The 15,343-nt window shown below is 75.1% G+C and carries 15 protein-coding genes; 5 read left to right on the forward strand and 10 right to left on the reverse strand.

The features are described 5' to 3' along the window. The first annotated feature begins 85 nt into the window (after positions 1-85). Complete coding sequence (locus K330_RS0102965; RefSeq protein WP_022920369.1) at positions 86-445, forward strand: cupin domain-containing protein; 360 nt, start codon at positions 86-88, stop codon at positions 443-445. Then, positions 426-1,580: an adenosine deaminase gene (locus K330_RS0102970; RefSeq protein WP_022920370.1), complete on the forward strand. Its 1,155-nt coding sequence runs from the start codon at positions 426-428 to the stop codon at positions 1,578-1,580. Before K330_RS0102965 ends, K330_RS0102970 begins: the two co-directional genes overlap by 20 nt. Here the strand turns inward: K330_RS0102970 and K330_RS18785 are convergent. Next, on the reverse strand, positions 1,577-2,380 hold the full coding sequence (locus K330_RS18785; protein WP_022920371.1) for an RDD family protein: 804 nt from the start codon (positions 2,378-2,380) through the stop codon (positions 1,577-1,579). The two genes, K330_RS0102970 and K330_RS18785, sit on opposite strands and share 4 nt — an antisense overlap. A gap of 51 nt (positions 2,381-2,431) precedes the next feature. Here K330_RS18785 and K330_RS0102980 point away from each other — a divergent pair, with 51 nt between their 5' ends. Further along, the gene (locus K330_RS0102980; RefSeq protein ID WP_029202254.1) at positions 2,432-3,427 is read left to right on the forward strand and encodes a stage II sporulation protein M; all 996 of its coding nucleotides are present in this window, start codon (positions 2,432-2,434) and stop codon (positions 3,425-3,427) included. Between the two features lie 46 nt (positions 3,428-3,473). Here K330_RS0102980 and K330_RS0102985 read toward each other — a convergent pair whose 3' ends face one another. From K330_RS0102985 to K330_RS18795, 7 genes are all read right to left on the reverse strand, one after another. Further along, positions 3,474-4,400, reverse strand: coding sequence for a cation diffusion facilitator family transporter (locus K330_RS0102985; RefSeq protein WP_022920373.1), 927 nt, complete (start codon positions 4,398-4,400; stop codon positions 3,474-3,476). A gap of 67 nt (positions 4,401-4,467) precedes the next feature. Further along, positions 4,468-5,784: a DUF58 domain-containing protein gene (locus K330_RS0102990; protein WP_022920374.1), complete on the reverse strand. Its 1,317-nt coding sequence runs from the start codon at positions 5,782-5,784 to the stop codon at positions 4,468-4,470. Between the two features lie 9 nt (positions 5,785-5,793). Then, entirely contained in the window at positions 5,794-6,843 is a 1,050-nt protein-coding gene (locus K330_RS0102995) for an AAA family ATPase (protein ID WP_022920375.1), read from the reverse strand. Next, on the reverse strand, positions 6,840-8,054 hold the full coding sequence (locus K330_RS0103000) for a DUF4350 domain-containing protein (protein ID WP_022920376.1): 1,215 nt from the start codon (positions 8,052-8,054) through the stop codon (positions 6,840-6,842). Before K330_RS0103000 ends, K330_RS0102995 begins: the two co-directional genes overlap by 4 nt. Further along, positions 8,051-8,707 carry a DUF4129 domain-containing protein gene (locus K330_RS18790; RefSeq protein WP_022920377.1) on the reverse strand — a complete coding sequence of 219 codons (657 nt, stop codon included), beginning with the start codon at positions 8,705-8,707 and terminating at the stop codon, positions 8,051-8,053. The genes K330_RS0103000 and K330_RS18790 overlap by 4 nt, the downstream gene beginning before the upstream one ends. 13 nt (positions 8,708-8,720) lie before the next feature. After that, positions 8,721-9,833, reverse strand: a complete 1,113-nt coding sequence (locus tag K330_RS0103010) for a DUF7847 domain-containing protein (RefSeq protein WP_022920378.1) — start codon at positions 9,831-9,833, stop codon at positions 8,721-8,723. Next, positions 9,802-10,503, reverse strand: coding sequence for a uridine kinase family protein (locus tag K330_RS18795; RefSeq protein WP_022920379.1), 702 nt, complete (start codon positions 10,501-10,503; stop codon positions 9,802-9,804). The genes K330_RS0103010 and K330_RS18795 overlap by 32 nt, the downstream gene beginning before the upstream one ends. A 42-nt stretch (positions 10,504-10,545) precedes the next feature. On the opposite strand from K330_RS18795, the gene K330_RS0103020 reads away from it, so the two are divergent. Beyond that, a complete protein-coding gene (locus tag K330_RS0103020; protein WP_022920380.1) occupies positions 10,546-11,166 on the forward strand; it encodes a hypothetical protein in 621 nt (206 codons plus the stop codon). A 20-nt stretch (positions 11,167-11,186) separates the two neighbouring features. On the opposite strand, the gene K330_RS18800 is transcribed toward K330_RS0103020, so the two are convergent. Both K330_RS18800 and K330_RS0103030 read right to left on the reverse strand, forming a co-directional pair. Further along, on the reverse strand, positions 11,187-12,938 hold the full coding sequence (locus K330_RS18800) for a phospho-sugar mutase (protein WP_022920381.1): 1,752 nt from the start codon (positions 12,936-12,938) through the stop codon (positions 11,187-11,189). Positions 12,939-12,951: 13 nt separating this feature from the next. Continuing rightward, positions 12,952-13,776 carry a purine-nucleoside phosphorylase gene (locus K330_RS0103030; RefSeq protein WP_022920382.1) on the reverse strand — a complete coding sequence of 275 codons (825 nt, stop codon included), beginning with the start codon at positions 13,774-13,776 and terminating at the stop codon, positions 12,952-12,954. Positions 13,777-13,876: 100 nt separating this feature from the next. Between K330_RS0103030 and K330_RS0103035 the strand changes: the two genes are divergently transcribed. Next, positions 13,877-15,343: an NAD(P)H-quinone dehydrogenase gene (locus K330_RS0103035; RefSeq protein ID WP_040657682.1), complete on the forward strand. Its 1,467-nt coding sequence runs from the start codon at positions 13,877-13,879 to the stop codon at positions 15,341-15,343.

A 15,343-nucleotide genomic window follows, 5' to 3' on the forward strand; every position in this document is an offset into this window, starting at 1 on the left:
ATCCGCACATGCGTCCGAGCGATTCTTGCCGCGCCCGGGCTGCCCGCACGTCATGCCCCGCAGGGAGGCCTCCTATAGTCAGCCCATGGCAACGAAGCTGCAGCCGGTGCGTGTCACCGGTGTCGGGGACAAGCTCATCCAGGAGTTCGCGGGAGCCGCGAGCACCGGTCACGGTGAGGTGTCCGTCGCCCGGATGACCGCGCCACCGGGGTGGGACGAGCCGGGGCAGCGCCCGGAGTTCGACGAGGTGACCTACGTCCTGGCGGGGGAGATCGTCGTCGAGCACGAGGGTGGTTCCACGAGCGTCACCGCCGGCGAGGCCGTGCTGACGCGGGCGGGGGAGTGGGTGCGTTACTCCGTCGGCGACTCGGGGGCCGACTACATCGCCGTCTGTGCGCCGGCCTTCACCGCCACCGGGGCCCACCGTGACGACGTCGAGTCCTGACCCGGCCGGGACCGACCTGCCGGTCGCCGTCCTGCCCAAGGTGCTCCTGCACGACCACCTCGACGGCGGCCTGCGGCCCGCCACCGTCCTGGAGCTGGCGCAGGAGCAGGGGTATGACGCCCTGCCGGCGGACGATGTCGGTGCGCTGGAGAGCTGGTTCTCCGAGGCCGCGGACTCCGGCTCGCTCGTGCGCTACCTGGAGACCTTCGCCCACACGGTCGGGGTCATGCAGACCTCCGACGCCCTCACGCGGGTGGCGCGCGAGTGCGCGCTGGACCTCGCTGCCGACGGGGTCGTCTACGCCGAGGTCCGCTACGCCCCCGAGCAGCACCTCGTCGGCGGGCTGACCCTCGACCAGGTGGTCGAGGCCGTCAACGCCGGCTTCCGGGAGGGGGAGCAGGAGGCGGCGGCCCAGGGCGGCCGCATCCGGGTCAGGGCGCTGCTGACCGCGATGCGTCACGCCGCGCGATCGCGGGAGATCGCCGAGCTGGCGGTGCGTCACCGGGACCACGAGGTGGCCGGCTTCGACATCGCCGGCGCGGAGGACGGGTTCCCGCCGACCCGGCACCTGGCGGCGTTCGAGTACCTGCGCCAGGAGAACTTCCACTTCACCATCCACGCCGGCGAGGCGTTCGGCCTGCCGAGCATCTGGGAGGCGATCCAGTGGTGCGGGGCCGAGCGCCTCGGCCACGGGGTCCGGCTCGTCGACGACATCCGGCTCGACGGCGTGGTGGTGTCGGAGGACCTGCCGGGCGCCATCGGCCGTGCGGCGACGGAGCCCCAGGCGTTCGAGCTCGGACCCCTCGCCGCCTACGTGCGCGACCGACGGATCCCGCTGGAGATGTGCCCCAGCAGCAACGTGCAGACCGGCGCCGCCGGGTCGGTGGAGGCTCACCCGGTGACGCTCCTGAAGGACCTGCAGTTCCGCGTCACGCTCAACACCGACAACCGCCTCATGAGCGCCACGTCCATGACCCGTGAGGCCGACCTGCTCGTGAGCCGGGCGGGCTGGACGCACCGCGACCTGCGTCGGGTCACGGTCAATGCGATGAAGTCGGCCTTCCTGCCCTTCGACGAGCGCCTGCAGATCATCGAGGACGTCCTCAAGCCGGCCTACGACGAGGGGCGCGTCTAGGGCCCGCGCAGCACGCGCGCCCGCAGGGTGTCGGCCCGGTCGAGCCGCTCCTCGTCCCGGCGCCGGCGCTCGGCCAGCACCGCGGCCAGCACGTCCTCGGCCACCGCCCCTGCCGGGGGCGGGGGCGCGACCCGCTCCAGCACGGCGTCGGCCAGCCCCGCCCCGGTGGACGCCCTCGCCGGCGGCGTCAGCTGTCCCGCCCGCACCAGGAACTGGCGAGCCGCCACCACGAGGGCGTCGGGAAGGACCCCGATGTCCGCGGTCCTGGCCCACGCCGCCAGGCCCGGGCTGGGCGGAGGCGGGTGCTCGAGCCTCAGGCGCGTGCGGTCGCGCACGACGTAGGTGCCGGCGAGCAGGTCGCCGATCCGGCGGGCCTTCTCGTTCGTGGCCGCGACGAGCAGCGCGAGCCCGCCGAAGGTGGCCCACAGCTCCACGGTGCCCGCCAGCGCCCGGATCGTGGCGTGGCGCAGGCCGATCGGGCCGGTGTCCTCCCGCACCGTGCGCAGGCCCATGACGAGCTTGCCGACGGTCCGTCCGTGCAGCAGGGTCTCCAGCGTGACGGGCAGGCCCGCCATGACCAGTGCCAGCAGCGCGATCGTGAAGGCCTGCCCCAGCGCCTGGTCGGCGACGAAGAGCTCCAGGGGCAGCACGAGCAGCAGCACGCCGACGCCCAGGGCCACGACCAGCAGGTCGACGAGCCCGGACACCATCCGCAGCGGCAGCGACGCCGCGGGCAGGTCGATCTCGACCGCCTCGCCGGTGACGAAGCGTTCGGTGTCGAAGATCCCGCGCGTCGCCATGCGCGCAGCCTAGTCCTCGGACCGGCGCGAGCCACGGCATACAGTGGCCGGATGGACCTGGACGCGCTCGTGGGGCGGCGCCGCGCGGACTGGGAGCGCCTGGACGCCCTGTCGCGGCGCCGGCGGCTGACGGGGGCCGAGGCCGACGAGCTCCTGGACCGCTACCAGCGCGCCGCCACCGACCTGTCGGCCGTGCGGTCCGGCGCTCCGGACGCCACCGTCGTCTCCTACCTGTCGACCCTGCTGGCCCGGGCGAGGGGACGCGCCTCCCGCGTCCCCACCTTCTCCTGGGCCGGGGTCGGGCGCTTCCTGGCCGAGGACTTCCCCGCCGCCCTCTACCGGCTGCGCTGGTGGTGGGGGGTCACCGCGGTCGTCAACGTCGTCGTCGGGCTCGTGCTCGGCTGGTGGCTCGTGCACAACCCCGTCGTGGAGAACAGCCTGCTCAGCGCCGAGGAGGTGCAGCTGCTGGTCAACGTGCAGTTCGAGTCCTACTACTCCGAGAACGCCGCGAGCAGCTTCTCCACCCTGGTCTGGGTCAACAACGCCTGGGTCGCGGCCCGGTGCATCGGTATGGGGGTGCTCGGCCTCCCCGTCGTCTGGGTGCTCTGGCAGAACATCGCCAACGTGGCCGTCATCGGCTCGCTCATGCACCGTCACGGCCGCGCGGAGGTGTTCTGGGGGCTCATCACGCCGCACGGCCTGCTGGAGCTGATGGCGATCTTCGTCGCGGCCGGCGTCGGCCTGCGCCTGTTCTGGGCCTGGGTGGCGCCCGGGCGCCGCACGCGCCTGGCCAACCTCGCGGCAGAGGGCCGGACCGCCGCGGCCGTGGCCCTGGGCCTGGTGCTCGTGCTGCTGCTCTCGGGGGTGATCGAGGGGTTCGTCACCCCCTCGCCGCTGCCGACGTGGGCCCGGGTGGGCATCGGCGTCGCGGCCCTGCTGCTCTTCCTCGCCTACGTCTTCACCCTCGGGCGGCGGGCGGTGCGCGCCGGGGCGACGGGGGACGTGGGGGAGGACCTCCAGGCGGCCTCCGCACCCTCGTCGGGCTGACGCCCGGGGTGTGCACCGACGCACGGGTATGCCGTGCGACGTCGCCTCAGACGCCCATGTCCTCGTAGGACCGCGGGTCCTCGATGGGCTCGAGGTGGCAGCTGACCCGCAGGTCGGGGAAGGCCTCCATGAGGGAGTCGATGACGTCCTCGGTGAGGTCGTGGCCCCGCTTGACCGACCAGTCTCCCGGCACGAGCAGGTGCATCTCCATGAACCTGCGGTGACCCGCCTCGCGGGTGCGCACCGCGTGGAACTGCACCTCCGCCGAGGTCCACCGGTCCAGGATGTCCTGGATGCGCTCGTTGTCCTCCCGGGGCAGGCTCACGTCCATCAGGCCCGCGGTCGAGGAGCGGATCAGGCCCCAGCCGGTCACGAGGATGTTGATGCCGACGGCGAAGGCCACGACGGGGTCCAGCCGGTCCCAGCCGGTGACCCAGACCAGGGCCACCCCGACCACGACGCCGACGGACGTCCACACGTCGGTGAGCAGGTGTCGTCCGTCGGCGGTCAGGACGATCGAGCGGTGCTTGCGGCCGGCACGGAGAAGGACCCACGCCACCAGGCCGTTGACGACGGAGGCGGCGACCGAGACGCCCAGGCCCAGGCCGAGGTTCTCCAGCGGCTGGGGGTTGAGGAAGCGCTCCACCGAGCTGACCAGGATCACCGCGGCCGCCACGAAGATCATCAGGCCCTCGACCGCGGCCGAGAAGTACTCCGCCTTGCTGTGCCCGAAGTGATGGTTCTTGTCGGGCGGCAGGATCGCCACGCGCAGGGCGACCAGGGCGACGACGGCGGCCACGAGGTTGACGAGCGACTCGGCGGCGTCGGAGAGGAGCCCGACCGAGCCGGTCATCAGCCAGGCGGTCGACTTCAGCCCGATGGTCAGCAGCGCTGCGGCGATGGACAGCCACGCGAAGCGGGTCAGGTCCTCCGGCTGCGGGTGTCTCGTGCTGGCGGAGGGGCTGCTGCTCATGCGGAGGTCACCGGGCGAGGAGGGGGAAAGGCACCGGGTGATCCTACCGTCGGTCCGGGCGGCTCCCTCAGAGCAGCCCCTGCGCCTTGAGCGTCAGGTAGAGGTCGGTGAGCGCGACGGGCAGGCGCTCCGGGGGCTCGTCCACCACCGAGACCCCGAGAGTCCGCAGGGCCGCCGCGGTGCGGTGCCGCAGCGTCGCCGTCCGCTCGGCCGCGGCGGCGTCGTAGACCGCGTCGACCGAGGAGAGGTCCTCGCGCAGGGCCTCCAGCGCCGGGTCCGCGACCGACGCGACGACCACGCGGTGGTGCGCGGTGAGCGCCGGGAGCACCGGCAGCAGCCCCTCCTCGACGGCCGCGGGCTCCAGCGGGGTCAGCAGCACCACGAGCGCACGGTGCCGGGTCAGGCTGGTGACCGCCCCGGCCAGCGCCGTCCAGTCGGCCTCGACCAGACGCGGCTCCAGCGGGGCCAGGGCGGTGACCATCTCGTGCAGCAGGCCGCCCGTGCCGCTGCCCGCCGGGCCACCCCCGGACCCGGCCCTGGCTCGCACGGAGCGGTCCCCGGCCACCAGGTCGACGCGGTCGCCGGCCCGGGAGGCGAGGGCGGCGAGGAGCAGGGCGGCGTCCATCGCGGCGTCCAGGCGGGGCTCGTCCCGGACCCGGGCGGCGCTGGTGCGGGAGGTGTCCAGGACCAGGACCACGCGCCGGTCGCGCTCCGGCTGCCAGGTGCGCACGACCACGTGCTGGCGACGGGCGGTGGCCCGCCAGTCGATCGAGCGCACGTCGTCACCCTCGACGTAGTCCCGCAGCGAGTCGAACTCCGTGCCCTGGCCCCGGGTGCGCACCGCCGACCGCCCGTCGAGCTGGCGCAGGCGCGCCAGGCGGCTGGGCAGGTGCCGGCGGGAGCGGAACGGCGGGAGGGAGCGGACGTGGCCGGGGACGTGCGTGGTCCGCTGGCGGCCCGCGAGGCCGAGCGGACCGTGCAGGCGCACGGTCACTCCGGAGGCCGGACGGTCACCTCGGCGCACCGGCACGAGCGCGGTGCTGACCCTCCTGCGCTCGCCGGGGGGCAGGTCGAGCCGGTGCCGGTCGTCGACCGCCCCGGCCGACGGGACCCAGGCGTCCCGCACCTGGCCGCGCAGGCGCCGGGCCCCCGGGTTGGAGAGGGTCAGGACCGAGGTGGTGGGCTCGTGCAGCCGCACGCTCGGGTCGTCCGAGCGCTCCAGCCGCAGCAGCGACGGCGCCGGCGTCAGGAGCACGTCGAGCAGGACGAGCAGCGCGACCCCGGCGAGCCACAGCGCCACCGCGAGACCGGCACGGCCCGGCCACAGCAGGGCGGGCACCAGCCCCAGGAGCACCAGGGCGACGACCGGACGACGCAGGACCACGCGCCAGCCTCAGCGGGGCACGGGCACGGAGCCGAGCACCGACTCCAGCACCGACCCGGTCGTCACACCCTCGAGCTCGGCCTCGGGGCGCAGCGCGACGCGGTGGGAGAGCGTCGCACGGGCCAGCGCCTTGACGTCGTCGGGCGTGACGAAGTCTCGTCCCGACAGCCACGCCCAGGCGCGGGCCGTGCCCATCAGGGCGGTCGCCCCGCGGGGGCTCACGCCCAGCTGGAGGGAGGGGGAGGTGCGGGTCGCGCGCGCCAGGTCCACGACATACCCGATGACCTCCGGCGCGACCTGCACCCGGCCCACCGCGGCGGACCCGGCGGCGAGGTCCGCGGGCGTGGCCACCGCACGGACGCCGGCGGCCTGCAGGTCACGCGGGTCGAAGCCGGAGGCGTGGCGCTGCAGCACCTCCATCTCGTCCTCGCGCGGCGGGAGCGGCACCGTCACCTTGAGCAGGAAGCGGTCGAGCTGGGCCTCGGGGAGCGGGTAGGTGCCCTCGTACTCGACCGGGTTCTGGGTGGCGGCGACCAGGAAGGGGGCCGGCAGCCGGTGGGTCGTGCCGTCGACGGTGACCTGCCGCTCCTCCATCGCCTCGAGCAGGGCGGACTGGGTCTTGGGCGGGGTGCGGTTGATCTCGTCGGCGAGGAGCAGGTTGGTGAAGACCGGCCCCGGGCGGAAGCTGAAGTCGCCCCGCCCCGCGTCGTAGACCATCGAGCCGGTCACGTCGCCGGGCATGAGGTCGGGGGTGAACTGCACCCGCGTGGTCCGCACGTCCAGGGCGGCCGCGAGCGCCCGCACGAGCAGGGTCTTGGCGGTGCCCGGGACGCCCTCGAGCAGCACGTGCCCGCGGGCCAGCAGCGCGACCACGAGCCCGGAGACCGCCTGCTCCTGGCCGACGACCGCCTTGCCGACCTCGTCGCGCAGCGCGTGGAGGGCGGCGCGCGCACGCTCGGCGGCGTCGGCCTGCGCAGGCGTGGCGGGGGCCGCGGCCTCCTGCGCCGTGCCCGTGGCCCCCGGGCCCTCGGGGTATGCGGTCGCGGACGGGTCGGTCATGGGTGCAGTCCTTCCTCGAGGGAGCGCAGCTCCCGGGCGGTGGTCACGAGTGCCGTGTCGTCGGCGGCGGAGGGGTCGGTGAGCAGGCGGCGCACCTCGTCGGGCGGTCGTCCGGCGGCGTCGGCGACGGCGCGGACGAGGTCGTCCGGCGCGACGGGAGCGGGCAGGCCGAGCCGTGCGGCGAGCCGTCGCCGCGCCTCGTCCTGCAGGGCGGCCAGGGCGTGGCCGCGGTCGCGTCCCTCGCGGTAGAGCCGTCCCCGGTTGCGGGTCGTCTCCGCCGCGTGGACGACGGCCGGCAGCGGCTCGGTGACCACGGGGCCGAGGCGCCGGCCCTGCACCAGCGCCAGGGCCAGCACGGCGGCCCCCAGCAGCACCACGACGGCGGTCAGGTTGCGGGGCAGGACGTCCCACAGGCCGGCGGGAGCGGCGCCCACCTCCGCGTCACCGGGCTGGGGCACGACCCACAGCAGCTCGGGGCCGTCGCCGAGCAGACGCAGCGCGAGGGCGGCGTGCGCCTCCTCGGTGACGTGGGCGTTGGTCAGGGCGGTGCCGAAGCCGACCAGGGTCGTGGGCGGGCGGTCGGCGGTCGCCGGGAACGTCAGCAGTGCGCCCGCGCGGGCGCCGCCGGCGCCGTGCCCGAGGCCCGGCGGGTAGCACGCGGTCACGGTGCCCCGGTCGGCGCCGGTGGCCTCGAGCATGACGTCCCAGCGCCCGAGCCGGTCGCCGTCCCGGACGAGGGGATCGGTGCAGTCGGCCTGCAGCGGCGGACCTCCACCGGGCTCGACGTCGACGTCGAGACCCAGGGTCTCACCGGGAGCCGCGTCGGCGTCCGGCACCACGACGACCAGCCGTCGGGCCTCACGGGTGTGGGCCGTGAGCTCGGCTGCCGCCTCGGGGCTCAGGTATGCGGTGTGGGGGAGCAGCACCGTCGCCCCGGGCCCGACCTGCTCCTCCAGCAGGGCTCGGGTGCCCGGGACGACACGGACGTCGACGCCCTGGTCCTGCAGCACCCGGGCGAGGGCCCGGGCCCCCTCCCGGCCCGGGTTGTCCGGGCCGAGCGGCTCGCCCGACGGGGTGCTGGTGAGCAGGGAGGCCAGCACGGTGGCGGCGAGCAGCAGCACCGCCCACGGCCCCCACCGGCGCAGCAGCCTGCGCCCGCGGCGCGCGGCCGGCGGCGTCGGCGCGGGGGCCTCCGGGGCGGGTGCGCTCACCGGGTCGCCTCGGACGACAGGTCCCCGAGCCCGGGCAGCACCGGTCGCGCCGAAGCGACGCGGCGCTCGAGCTCGATCACGGTGGCGACCTCGCCCGCGGAGGGTCGGTGGGTGCCGTAGCGGACGGCGTCGAAGGCGTCGGCGGCGGCGGCCAGCGCACCCGCCTCCCGGGGGAGGACCGGGGCGAGCACCAGGGACACCTCGTGCGCGGTGCGCCCCGGGCGGTCGTCGACGAGGGTGCGCTCGACGGCGCCGGCGGCGATCGCGCGGTAGGCGTCCAGCAGGGCCGCGGCGCAGTTCCCGGCGGCGGCCGCTGCGTCTGCCCGCCGGCGGTACTGCGCGGCCGTCACCCCGGTCTCCTCCAGCACGGCCCCGCGGGGTCCTGCGGCAGCAAGGGCACCACGACGCCACCGGTCCCGGGCGGCGAAGAGGACGACGGCGGCGGCGGCCAGCAGGACCACGCCCAGCAGGGCCCAGGCGGCCCATCCGGGGAGCCGGCCCGGGAGGTCGAGGTAGGGCAGGTGGTCGCTCACCCATCTCCAGACGCGCAGGACGAGGGACTCCCGCACCTCGTAGTCCGGGGCGCGCAGCTCCTCCTCCAGCCAGCGGCGCGCCTCGTCGCGGTCCGGGTCGACCGGGCTGCCCGTCCTCACCGCACGGCCCCGGTCAGGACCGTCGCGCGGCGGCCCGGGCCTGGGCCGCCCTCAGGAGCGCGGTCTCCAGACCCTCCCGCCGGATCCGCTGGTCGAGGTAGAGCAGGGCCGTGACGCCTGCGGTGAAGGGGATGGCGAAGGAGCCGACGACGAGCTGGACCAGGTGGTCCACCCCGAGCAGCACCGGGCTGAACAGGCCCTCGTCGCTGAGCAGGTCGAACCCGCCCAGCATCATCGCGGCGATGCTCACGGGAACCTGCACCGCGGAGGTGAAGATCCCCGTCAGGATGCTCGCCAGCAGTGTGATGCCCACGACCCGCCACCCCTGGCCGCCTCTGGTCAGCGACCAGGCGCGCCGGATACCGCGCCACGGACCCACACGCTCGAGCACGACGGCGGCGGGCGCGAGGGACATGCGGATGCCGGCCCACACCAGCAGCAGGACCAGGGACAGCATCCCGACCACCGTGACCGCGACGAGGGCGAGGTCGCCCCCGGCCTCCGAGGCCAGCCAGCCGAGCAGCACGAAACCCACGACGGACACCACCGCCACCCCGCCGAGCAGCAACGACATCAGCAGCAGGTTGGCCAGGAGGGCCGGCAGCCGGCCGCGGACGACCCGCCAGGTCTCCCCGAGCCCGGCGCGGTCACCGAGCACGGCCTCACCGACGACGTGGACGATCATGCCGGTCAGCGCGACCGACCCGAGCACGGAGAAGAGCAGGGCGACCAGCGTCAGCAGGACGCTGCGGTCCTCCGGGGCCAGTCCGCCGACCTGCAGGACGGCGAGGGACCCCAGGTAGGAGGGGACGAGCAGCAGGGCCAGCACGAGGAAGCCGGTGCCGACCGTCGCCCCGGGGTTGCGCCGCATCGTCTGCAGGGCGCCGCCGAAGACGTCACCGATCCCGAGCGGGCGCAGGGGGACGATGCCCGGCTGGTGCAGGCGCGCCAGCTCCTCTGGAGGCAGCTGGTGCCAGGCACCGGCCGGGGTGCCGGGGCCGGGTGCCGGCACGGGCGGCGGCGCTCCCCAGCCGGGTGCCGACGCGGGCGGTGGCGCGGCCCGGCGGGGCGGGGTGCCGGACGGCGGGACGTCGTCACCGGGCGGGCGGCCGGGCTGGTCGGTCATCCCGCGGCTCCTCCTGTGCGTGGTGTGCTGGCCGGCCCGCAGGATGGTGCGCGCCGGGTGCCAGCAGGTCCTCGGCCAGGCGCTCGGCGACCTTGGCCCGCACCGGCAGGGCCCCCAGGGCCTGCTGGGCGGCCACGATACCCGGCTCCGCCCGGCGCAGGACGTGACCCCTGCGCCACAGCGTCAGCGGCGGCTTGCGGCGTTCGGCCAGGTCACGGGTGAGGCGCCGCACGAAGGTGACCCAGGGGCGGTGGTGGACGCTCCAGGCCTGCGCGAGCAGCCCCCGTTCCCGCAGCGGGGCGACGGCGTGCGCGGCGAAGATGCCCTCCGCCACGACGACCGGGGCGTCGTCGAGCTCGACGACGTGCCGACCGGTGATGCTGGAGCTGGAGATGTCGTAGAGCGGCACGGCGGCGGTGCCCGTGCGGCACAGCTCCTCCATCGCCGCCACCGCGGCCTCCAGGTCCCAGGAGCGCACGTCGTCCCAGTCGACGAGGCCGAGCGGGCTCATCGGCAGGCCGGGGTCGCCGCCCTCGCGGTAGAAGTCGTCCAGCTGCAGGAGCGGCCACCCGTGGCTGGCGTGCAGCCGCCGGGACAGGCGCGACTTGCCCGAGCCGCTCGGTCCGGTGATCAGGAGCACCCGGGCACGGGGGTGGGCGGAGTCGACCATGGCAGACCAGTCTAGGTGGCCGCGACCGTAGACTCAGGCACCGTGAGAGAGCGGACGAGCACCCTGACCGGCGAGCGGGTGCGGGTCTACCGCACGGTGCCCGCCCGCGTCATCGGCTGGACGATGGTCGCCGGGGCGGCGGTGCTCACGGCCCTGACGGCGGTCGACCTCGCCTCGGGCGCCGGCGGCGGGCTCGCCTGGCCGGTGGCGCTCGTCGTCGCCGTCGCGGCGGCCGCCTGGGCCCTCTTCCTCCGCCCGCACGTGGAGCTGCGCACCGACGGGGTCGTGCTCGCCAACATCGTCACCGACACCACCGTGCCGTTCGCGGCCGTCGAGGAGGTCACCGACCGCTGGGCGCTGGAGGTGCACGACGTCGAGGGCCGGCGCTTCAGCTCCTGGGCCGTCCCGGTGCGGCGGGAGTGGGCGCGACGCACGCGGATCGACGACTTCGCCGAGACCACCCGCAGACGGGGGTCGGGCGGCATCACCGCGCAGGGGGTGGCCGACGAGGTGCAGCGGGCCCTGCAGCGCTGGCGCCTGGACGGCGGTCAGCTCACGGCGGTGGCGGGGGAGCCGTCCCGGGTCACCCAGCGCGTCTCCTGGTCCTCCGCGGCCGTGCTGGCGCTCGCGGTCGGCCTGCTCGTCCTCGCCGCCCTCGGCTGAGCACCGCGGGAGCGGGCACGTCAGACCTGCGTCAGCTGCTCCATACCCTCGCGGACCCCGGCCAGGCGGCGCGCCGCCTCGGCCCGTGCCCGGGCCAGGTGCTCGGCCCCCTCGACCGGCACGACGGCCTCGAGGTAGACCTTGAGCTTGGGCTCGGTGCCGCTCGGGCGGACGATCACCCGGGTCTGGTCCTGCAGCAGGAACCGCACGCCGTCGGTCGCAGGCAGGTCCGCCGAGCCCTGCGCGAGGTCGTCGACGCGGGCCACCCCGACCCCGCCGAGCTCGGCCGGCGGCTCCGCGCGCAGCCGGGCCATGACCGGGGGGATGAGCGAGAGGTCGGACACGCGCACGGAGAAGGCGTCGGTCGCGTGCACGCCGTGCTCGACGGCGAGGTCGTCGAGCAGGTCGAGCAGCGTGCGGCCCTCGGCCTTGAGCGTGGCCGCGAGCTCGGAGACCATCAGCGCCGCCGTGACACCGTCCTTGTCGGGCACGACCGCCGGGTCGACGCAGTAGCCGAGCGCCTCCTCGTAGCCGTAGGCCAGGCCCTCGACCCTGCCGATCCACTTGAAGCCCGTCAGGGTCTCCTGCGCGCGCAGGCCTGCGGCCTGCGCCATGGCGCCGAGCAGGCGGGAGGAGACGATCGAGCGGGCGAGCACGGTCCGCTCGCCCCCGGCCCGACCGCGGCGGATCACGTGCTCACCCAGCAGGGCGCCGACCTCGTCGCCGCGCAGCATCCGCCAGCCGCCGTCCTCGGGGACCGCGACCGCGCACCGGTCGGCGTCGGGGTCGTTGGCCACGACCAGGTCGGGCTGGACGGCGGTGGCCACCTCGATGCAGGCGTCGATGGCGCCGGGCTCCTCGGGGTTGGGGAAGTCCACCGTCGGGAAGTCGGGGTCGGGGTGCTCCTGGCTGGCGACCGGGGTCACCTCGGGGAAGCCGGCACGGCGGAAGGCCTCGTGCACGATCGCCGAGCCGACCCCGTGCAGGGCGGTGTGCACGACGGACAGGTCGCGCGGGCTGGAGGGGTCGAGCACGGCGACCGCGTGGTCCAGGTAGGCCTCGACGACGTCGTCGCCCAGGGTCACCCAGCCGTCCTGGGTCATCGGCACCTGCGCCACCGACCCCACCCGGGCGATCTCGGCGGAGATGTCGGTGTCGACCGGAGGCACGATCTGCGAGCCGTCCCCGAGGTAGACCTTGTAGCCGTTGTCCTGCGGCGGGTTGTGGCTGGCGGTCACCATGACGCCGGCGTCGGCGCCCAGGTGGGTGATCGCGAAGGCCAGGACCGGCGTGGGCAGTGGCCGGGGCAGGACCATCGCCCGCCCACCGGCCGCCTCGACGACCGCCGCGGTGTCGCGGGCGAAGACGTCGGAGTTGTGGCGGGCGTCGAAGCCGACGACCACCGCCGGGCCCGGGGTGCGGTCACCCGCGTCCTCCAGCCGCCGGGTCAGGTATGCCGTCAGGCCGGCGGCGGTGCGGATCACCACGGCGCGGTTCATCCGGTTGGGCCCGGCCCCCAGAGCCCCGCGCAACCCGGCCGTGCCGAACTCCAGGAAGCCGGAGAAGCGGTCCTCGAGGTCGTGCCGCGCCTCGCTGTCCCCCGCCTCGACCCGCTCGAGGAGGTCGGACAGCTCGGCCCGGGTCGCCTCGTCGGGGTCGTCCGCGAGCCACGCGCGGGCCTGCTCGACGGTGCTCCCGGCACGGTCGTCCCCGTCCCGGTCCCCGCCGCCGGTCCTCGAGGCCTTCGGCTCCACCGCTGGCGTGCTCTCCATACCTCGTCCTCTCTCAGATGCGCTCGACGATGCGGGCGAGCAGCTCGCCGCAGCGCTGCGCGGCGGCACGGCCGGCCTCGATGACCTCCTGGTGGTCCAGGGGGGTCGGGCTGATGCCCGCGGCGGGGTTGGTGACCAGGGAGATGCCCAGCACGTCCATGCCCGCCTCACGGGCGGCGATCGCCTCCAGGGTGGTCGACATCCCGACGAGGTCACCGCCGATGACCCTGGCCATGCGGACCTCCGCCGGCGTCTCGTAGTGGGGTCCCCGGAACTGGACGTAGACGCCCTCCTCGAGGCTCGGGTCGATCTCCCGGGCCAGGTCGCGCAGGCGCGGGGTGTAGACGTCGGTCAGGTCGACGAAGGTGGCGCCCTCCAGCGGGGAGGTCGCGGTCAGGTTGATGTGGTCGCTGATCAGGACCGGCGTGCCCGGCTCCCACTCCGGACGCAGGCCCCCGCAGCCGTTGGTCAGCACGATCGTGGAGCAGCCGGCGGCCGCGGCGGTGCGGACGGCGTGCACGACGGACCGCACGCCGCGGCCCTCGTAGTAGTGGGTCCGGGTGCCGTAGACCAGCACCCGCCTGCCGTCGGCCAGCGGCACCGACCGCATCGTGCCCGTGTGTCCCTCCACCGCGGCCGCGGCGAAGCCCGGCACGTCGGTGTTGTCGATCTCGGTGTCCGCCGTGCCGAGGAGGTCGGCGGCGGGCTTCCAGCCGCTGCCCAGGACCAGGGCGATGTCGTGCCGCGGCGCGCCCGTGCGCTCGGCGATCACGGCGGCGGCGGCCTGGGCCACCTGTCGGGGGTCGGTGCTCGGGTCGTCGATGTCGTCCGCTCTCACGCGGCTCAGCCTAGTGCGCGGGTCGCGGCGACGCCGACCCCGCGGCGGCCCGGGCGGCCCAGGGCCCGGGGGAGCCCTGCTCGATGGTTGGATAGGGCCCGTGAGTGCAGCGAACAGGTCCGTGGTCATCATCGGTGGGGGACCGGGCGGTTACGAGGCTGCCCTGGGCGCCGCCCAGATCGGCGCGGAGGTGACGGTCGTCGAGCGCTCGGGGCTGGGCGGCGCCGCCGTGCTCACCGACTGCGTGCCGAGCAAGGCCCTCATCGCGACCGCAGACTTCATGGACCGCTTCACCGCGGCCAAGCGCATCGGGGTCCACTTCGACGGCGCCCAGGTGCCCACCGACCAGGGTGTCACCGCTCACATCAGCGACGTGAACTCCCGCATCATCGAGCTCGCCCGGGCCCAGAGCCGGGACATCGGCGAGCGGCTCGAGAGCGCCGGGGTCGAGGTGGTCCAGGGCGCAGGCCGGCTGCTGCCCGACCGGCGCGTGGAGGTCGTGGAGGGGGTCCACGACGTGTTCTCGGGCGAGGAGCCGGCCCCGCACGGCTCCGACCGTGACGAGGCCGCGACGACCCGCGTGCTGGAGGCCGACCTCGTCCTGGTCTCCACCGGCGCCCGTCCCCGGGTGATGGACTCGGCGCGACCCGACGGCGAGCGCATCCTGACCTGGCAGCAGATCTGGGCGCTGACCGAGCTGCCGGAGCACCTCATCGTCATCGGCTCGGGCGTCACGGGGGCCGAGCTCGCCCACGCCTACCTCGGCCTGGGCTGCCGGGTCACCCTCATCTCCTCCCGGGACCGCGTCCTGCCGGGGGAGGACGCCGACGCGGCCAACGTCGTGGAGGAGGTCTTCCGCCGCCGGGGCATGGCGGTGCTCAACCGGTCCCGCGCGGGCGGGGTGCGCCGGGAGGGGGACGGCGTCGTGGTGACCCTGGAGGACGGTCGCGAGGTCGAGGGCTCCCACGCCCTCCTGGCGGTCGGCTCCATCCCCAACACCACCGACATGGGGCTCGCGGAGGCCGGGGTCCGGCTGACGCGGTCGGGCCACATCGAGGTCGACCGCGTCTCGCGCACGAGCGCACCGGGCGTCTACGCCGCCGGTGACTGCACGGGCGTCCTCCCGCTGGCGTCGGTGGCGGCGATGCAGGGCCGCATCGCCGTCGCGCACTCGCTGGGCGACGCGGTGGCCCCGCTGTCCCTGGGCAAGGTCAGCTCCAACATCTTCACCGACCCCGAGATCGCCACCGTCGGCGTCAGCCAGGCCGACATCGACGAGGGCCGGGTCGACGCGCGCGCGGTCATGCTCCCGCTGACCAAGAACCCGCGGGCCAAGATGCAGAACGTCCAGGACGGCTTCGTCAAGATCTTCGCGCGCAAGGGCAGCCACACGATCGTCGGCGGCGTGGTGGTCAGTCCCCGGGCCAGCGAGCTGATCTTCCCGATCGCGCTCGCCGTGGCCAACCGGCTCAACGTCGACCAGTTCTCCTCGACGTTCACCGTCTACCCCTCGATGTCGGGCTCGCTGTCGGAGGCGGCCCGCCAGCTGCACGAGATCGCCGACTGA

The organism is Ornithinimicrobium pekingense DSM 21552 (assembly GCF_000421185.1).
Taxonomy (GTDB): domain Bacteria; phylum Actinomycetota; class Actinomycetes; order Actinomycetales; family Dermatophilaceae; genus Ornithinicoccus; species Ornithinicoccus pekingensis.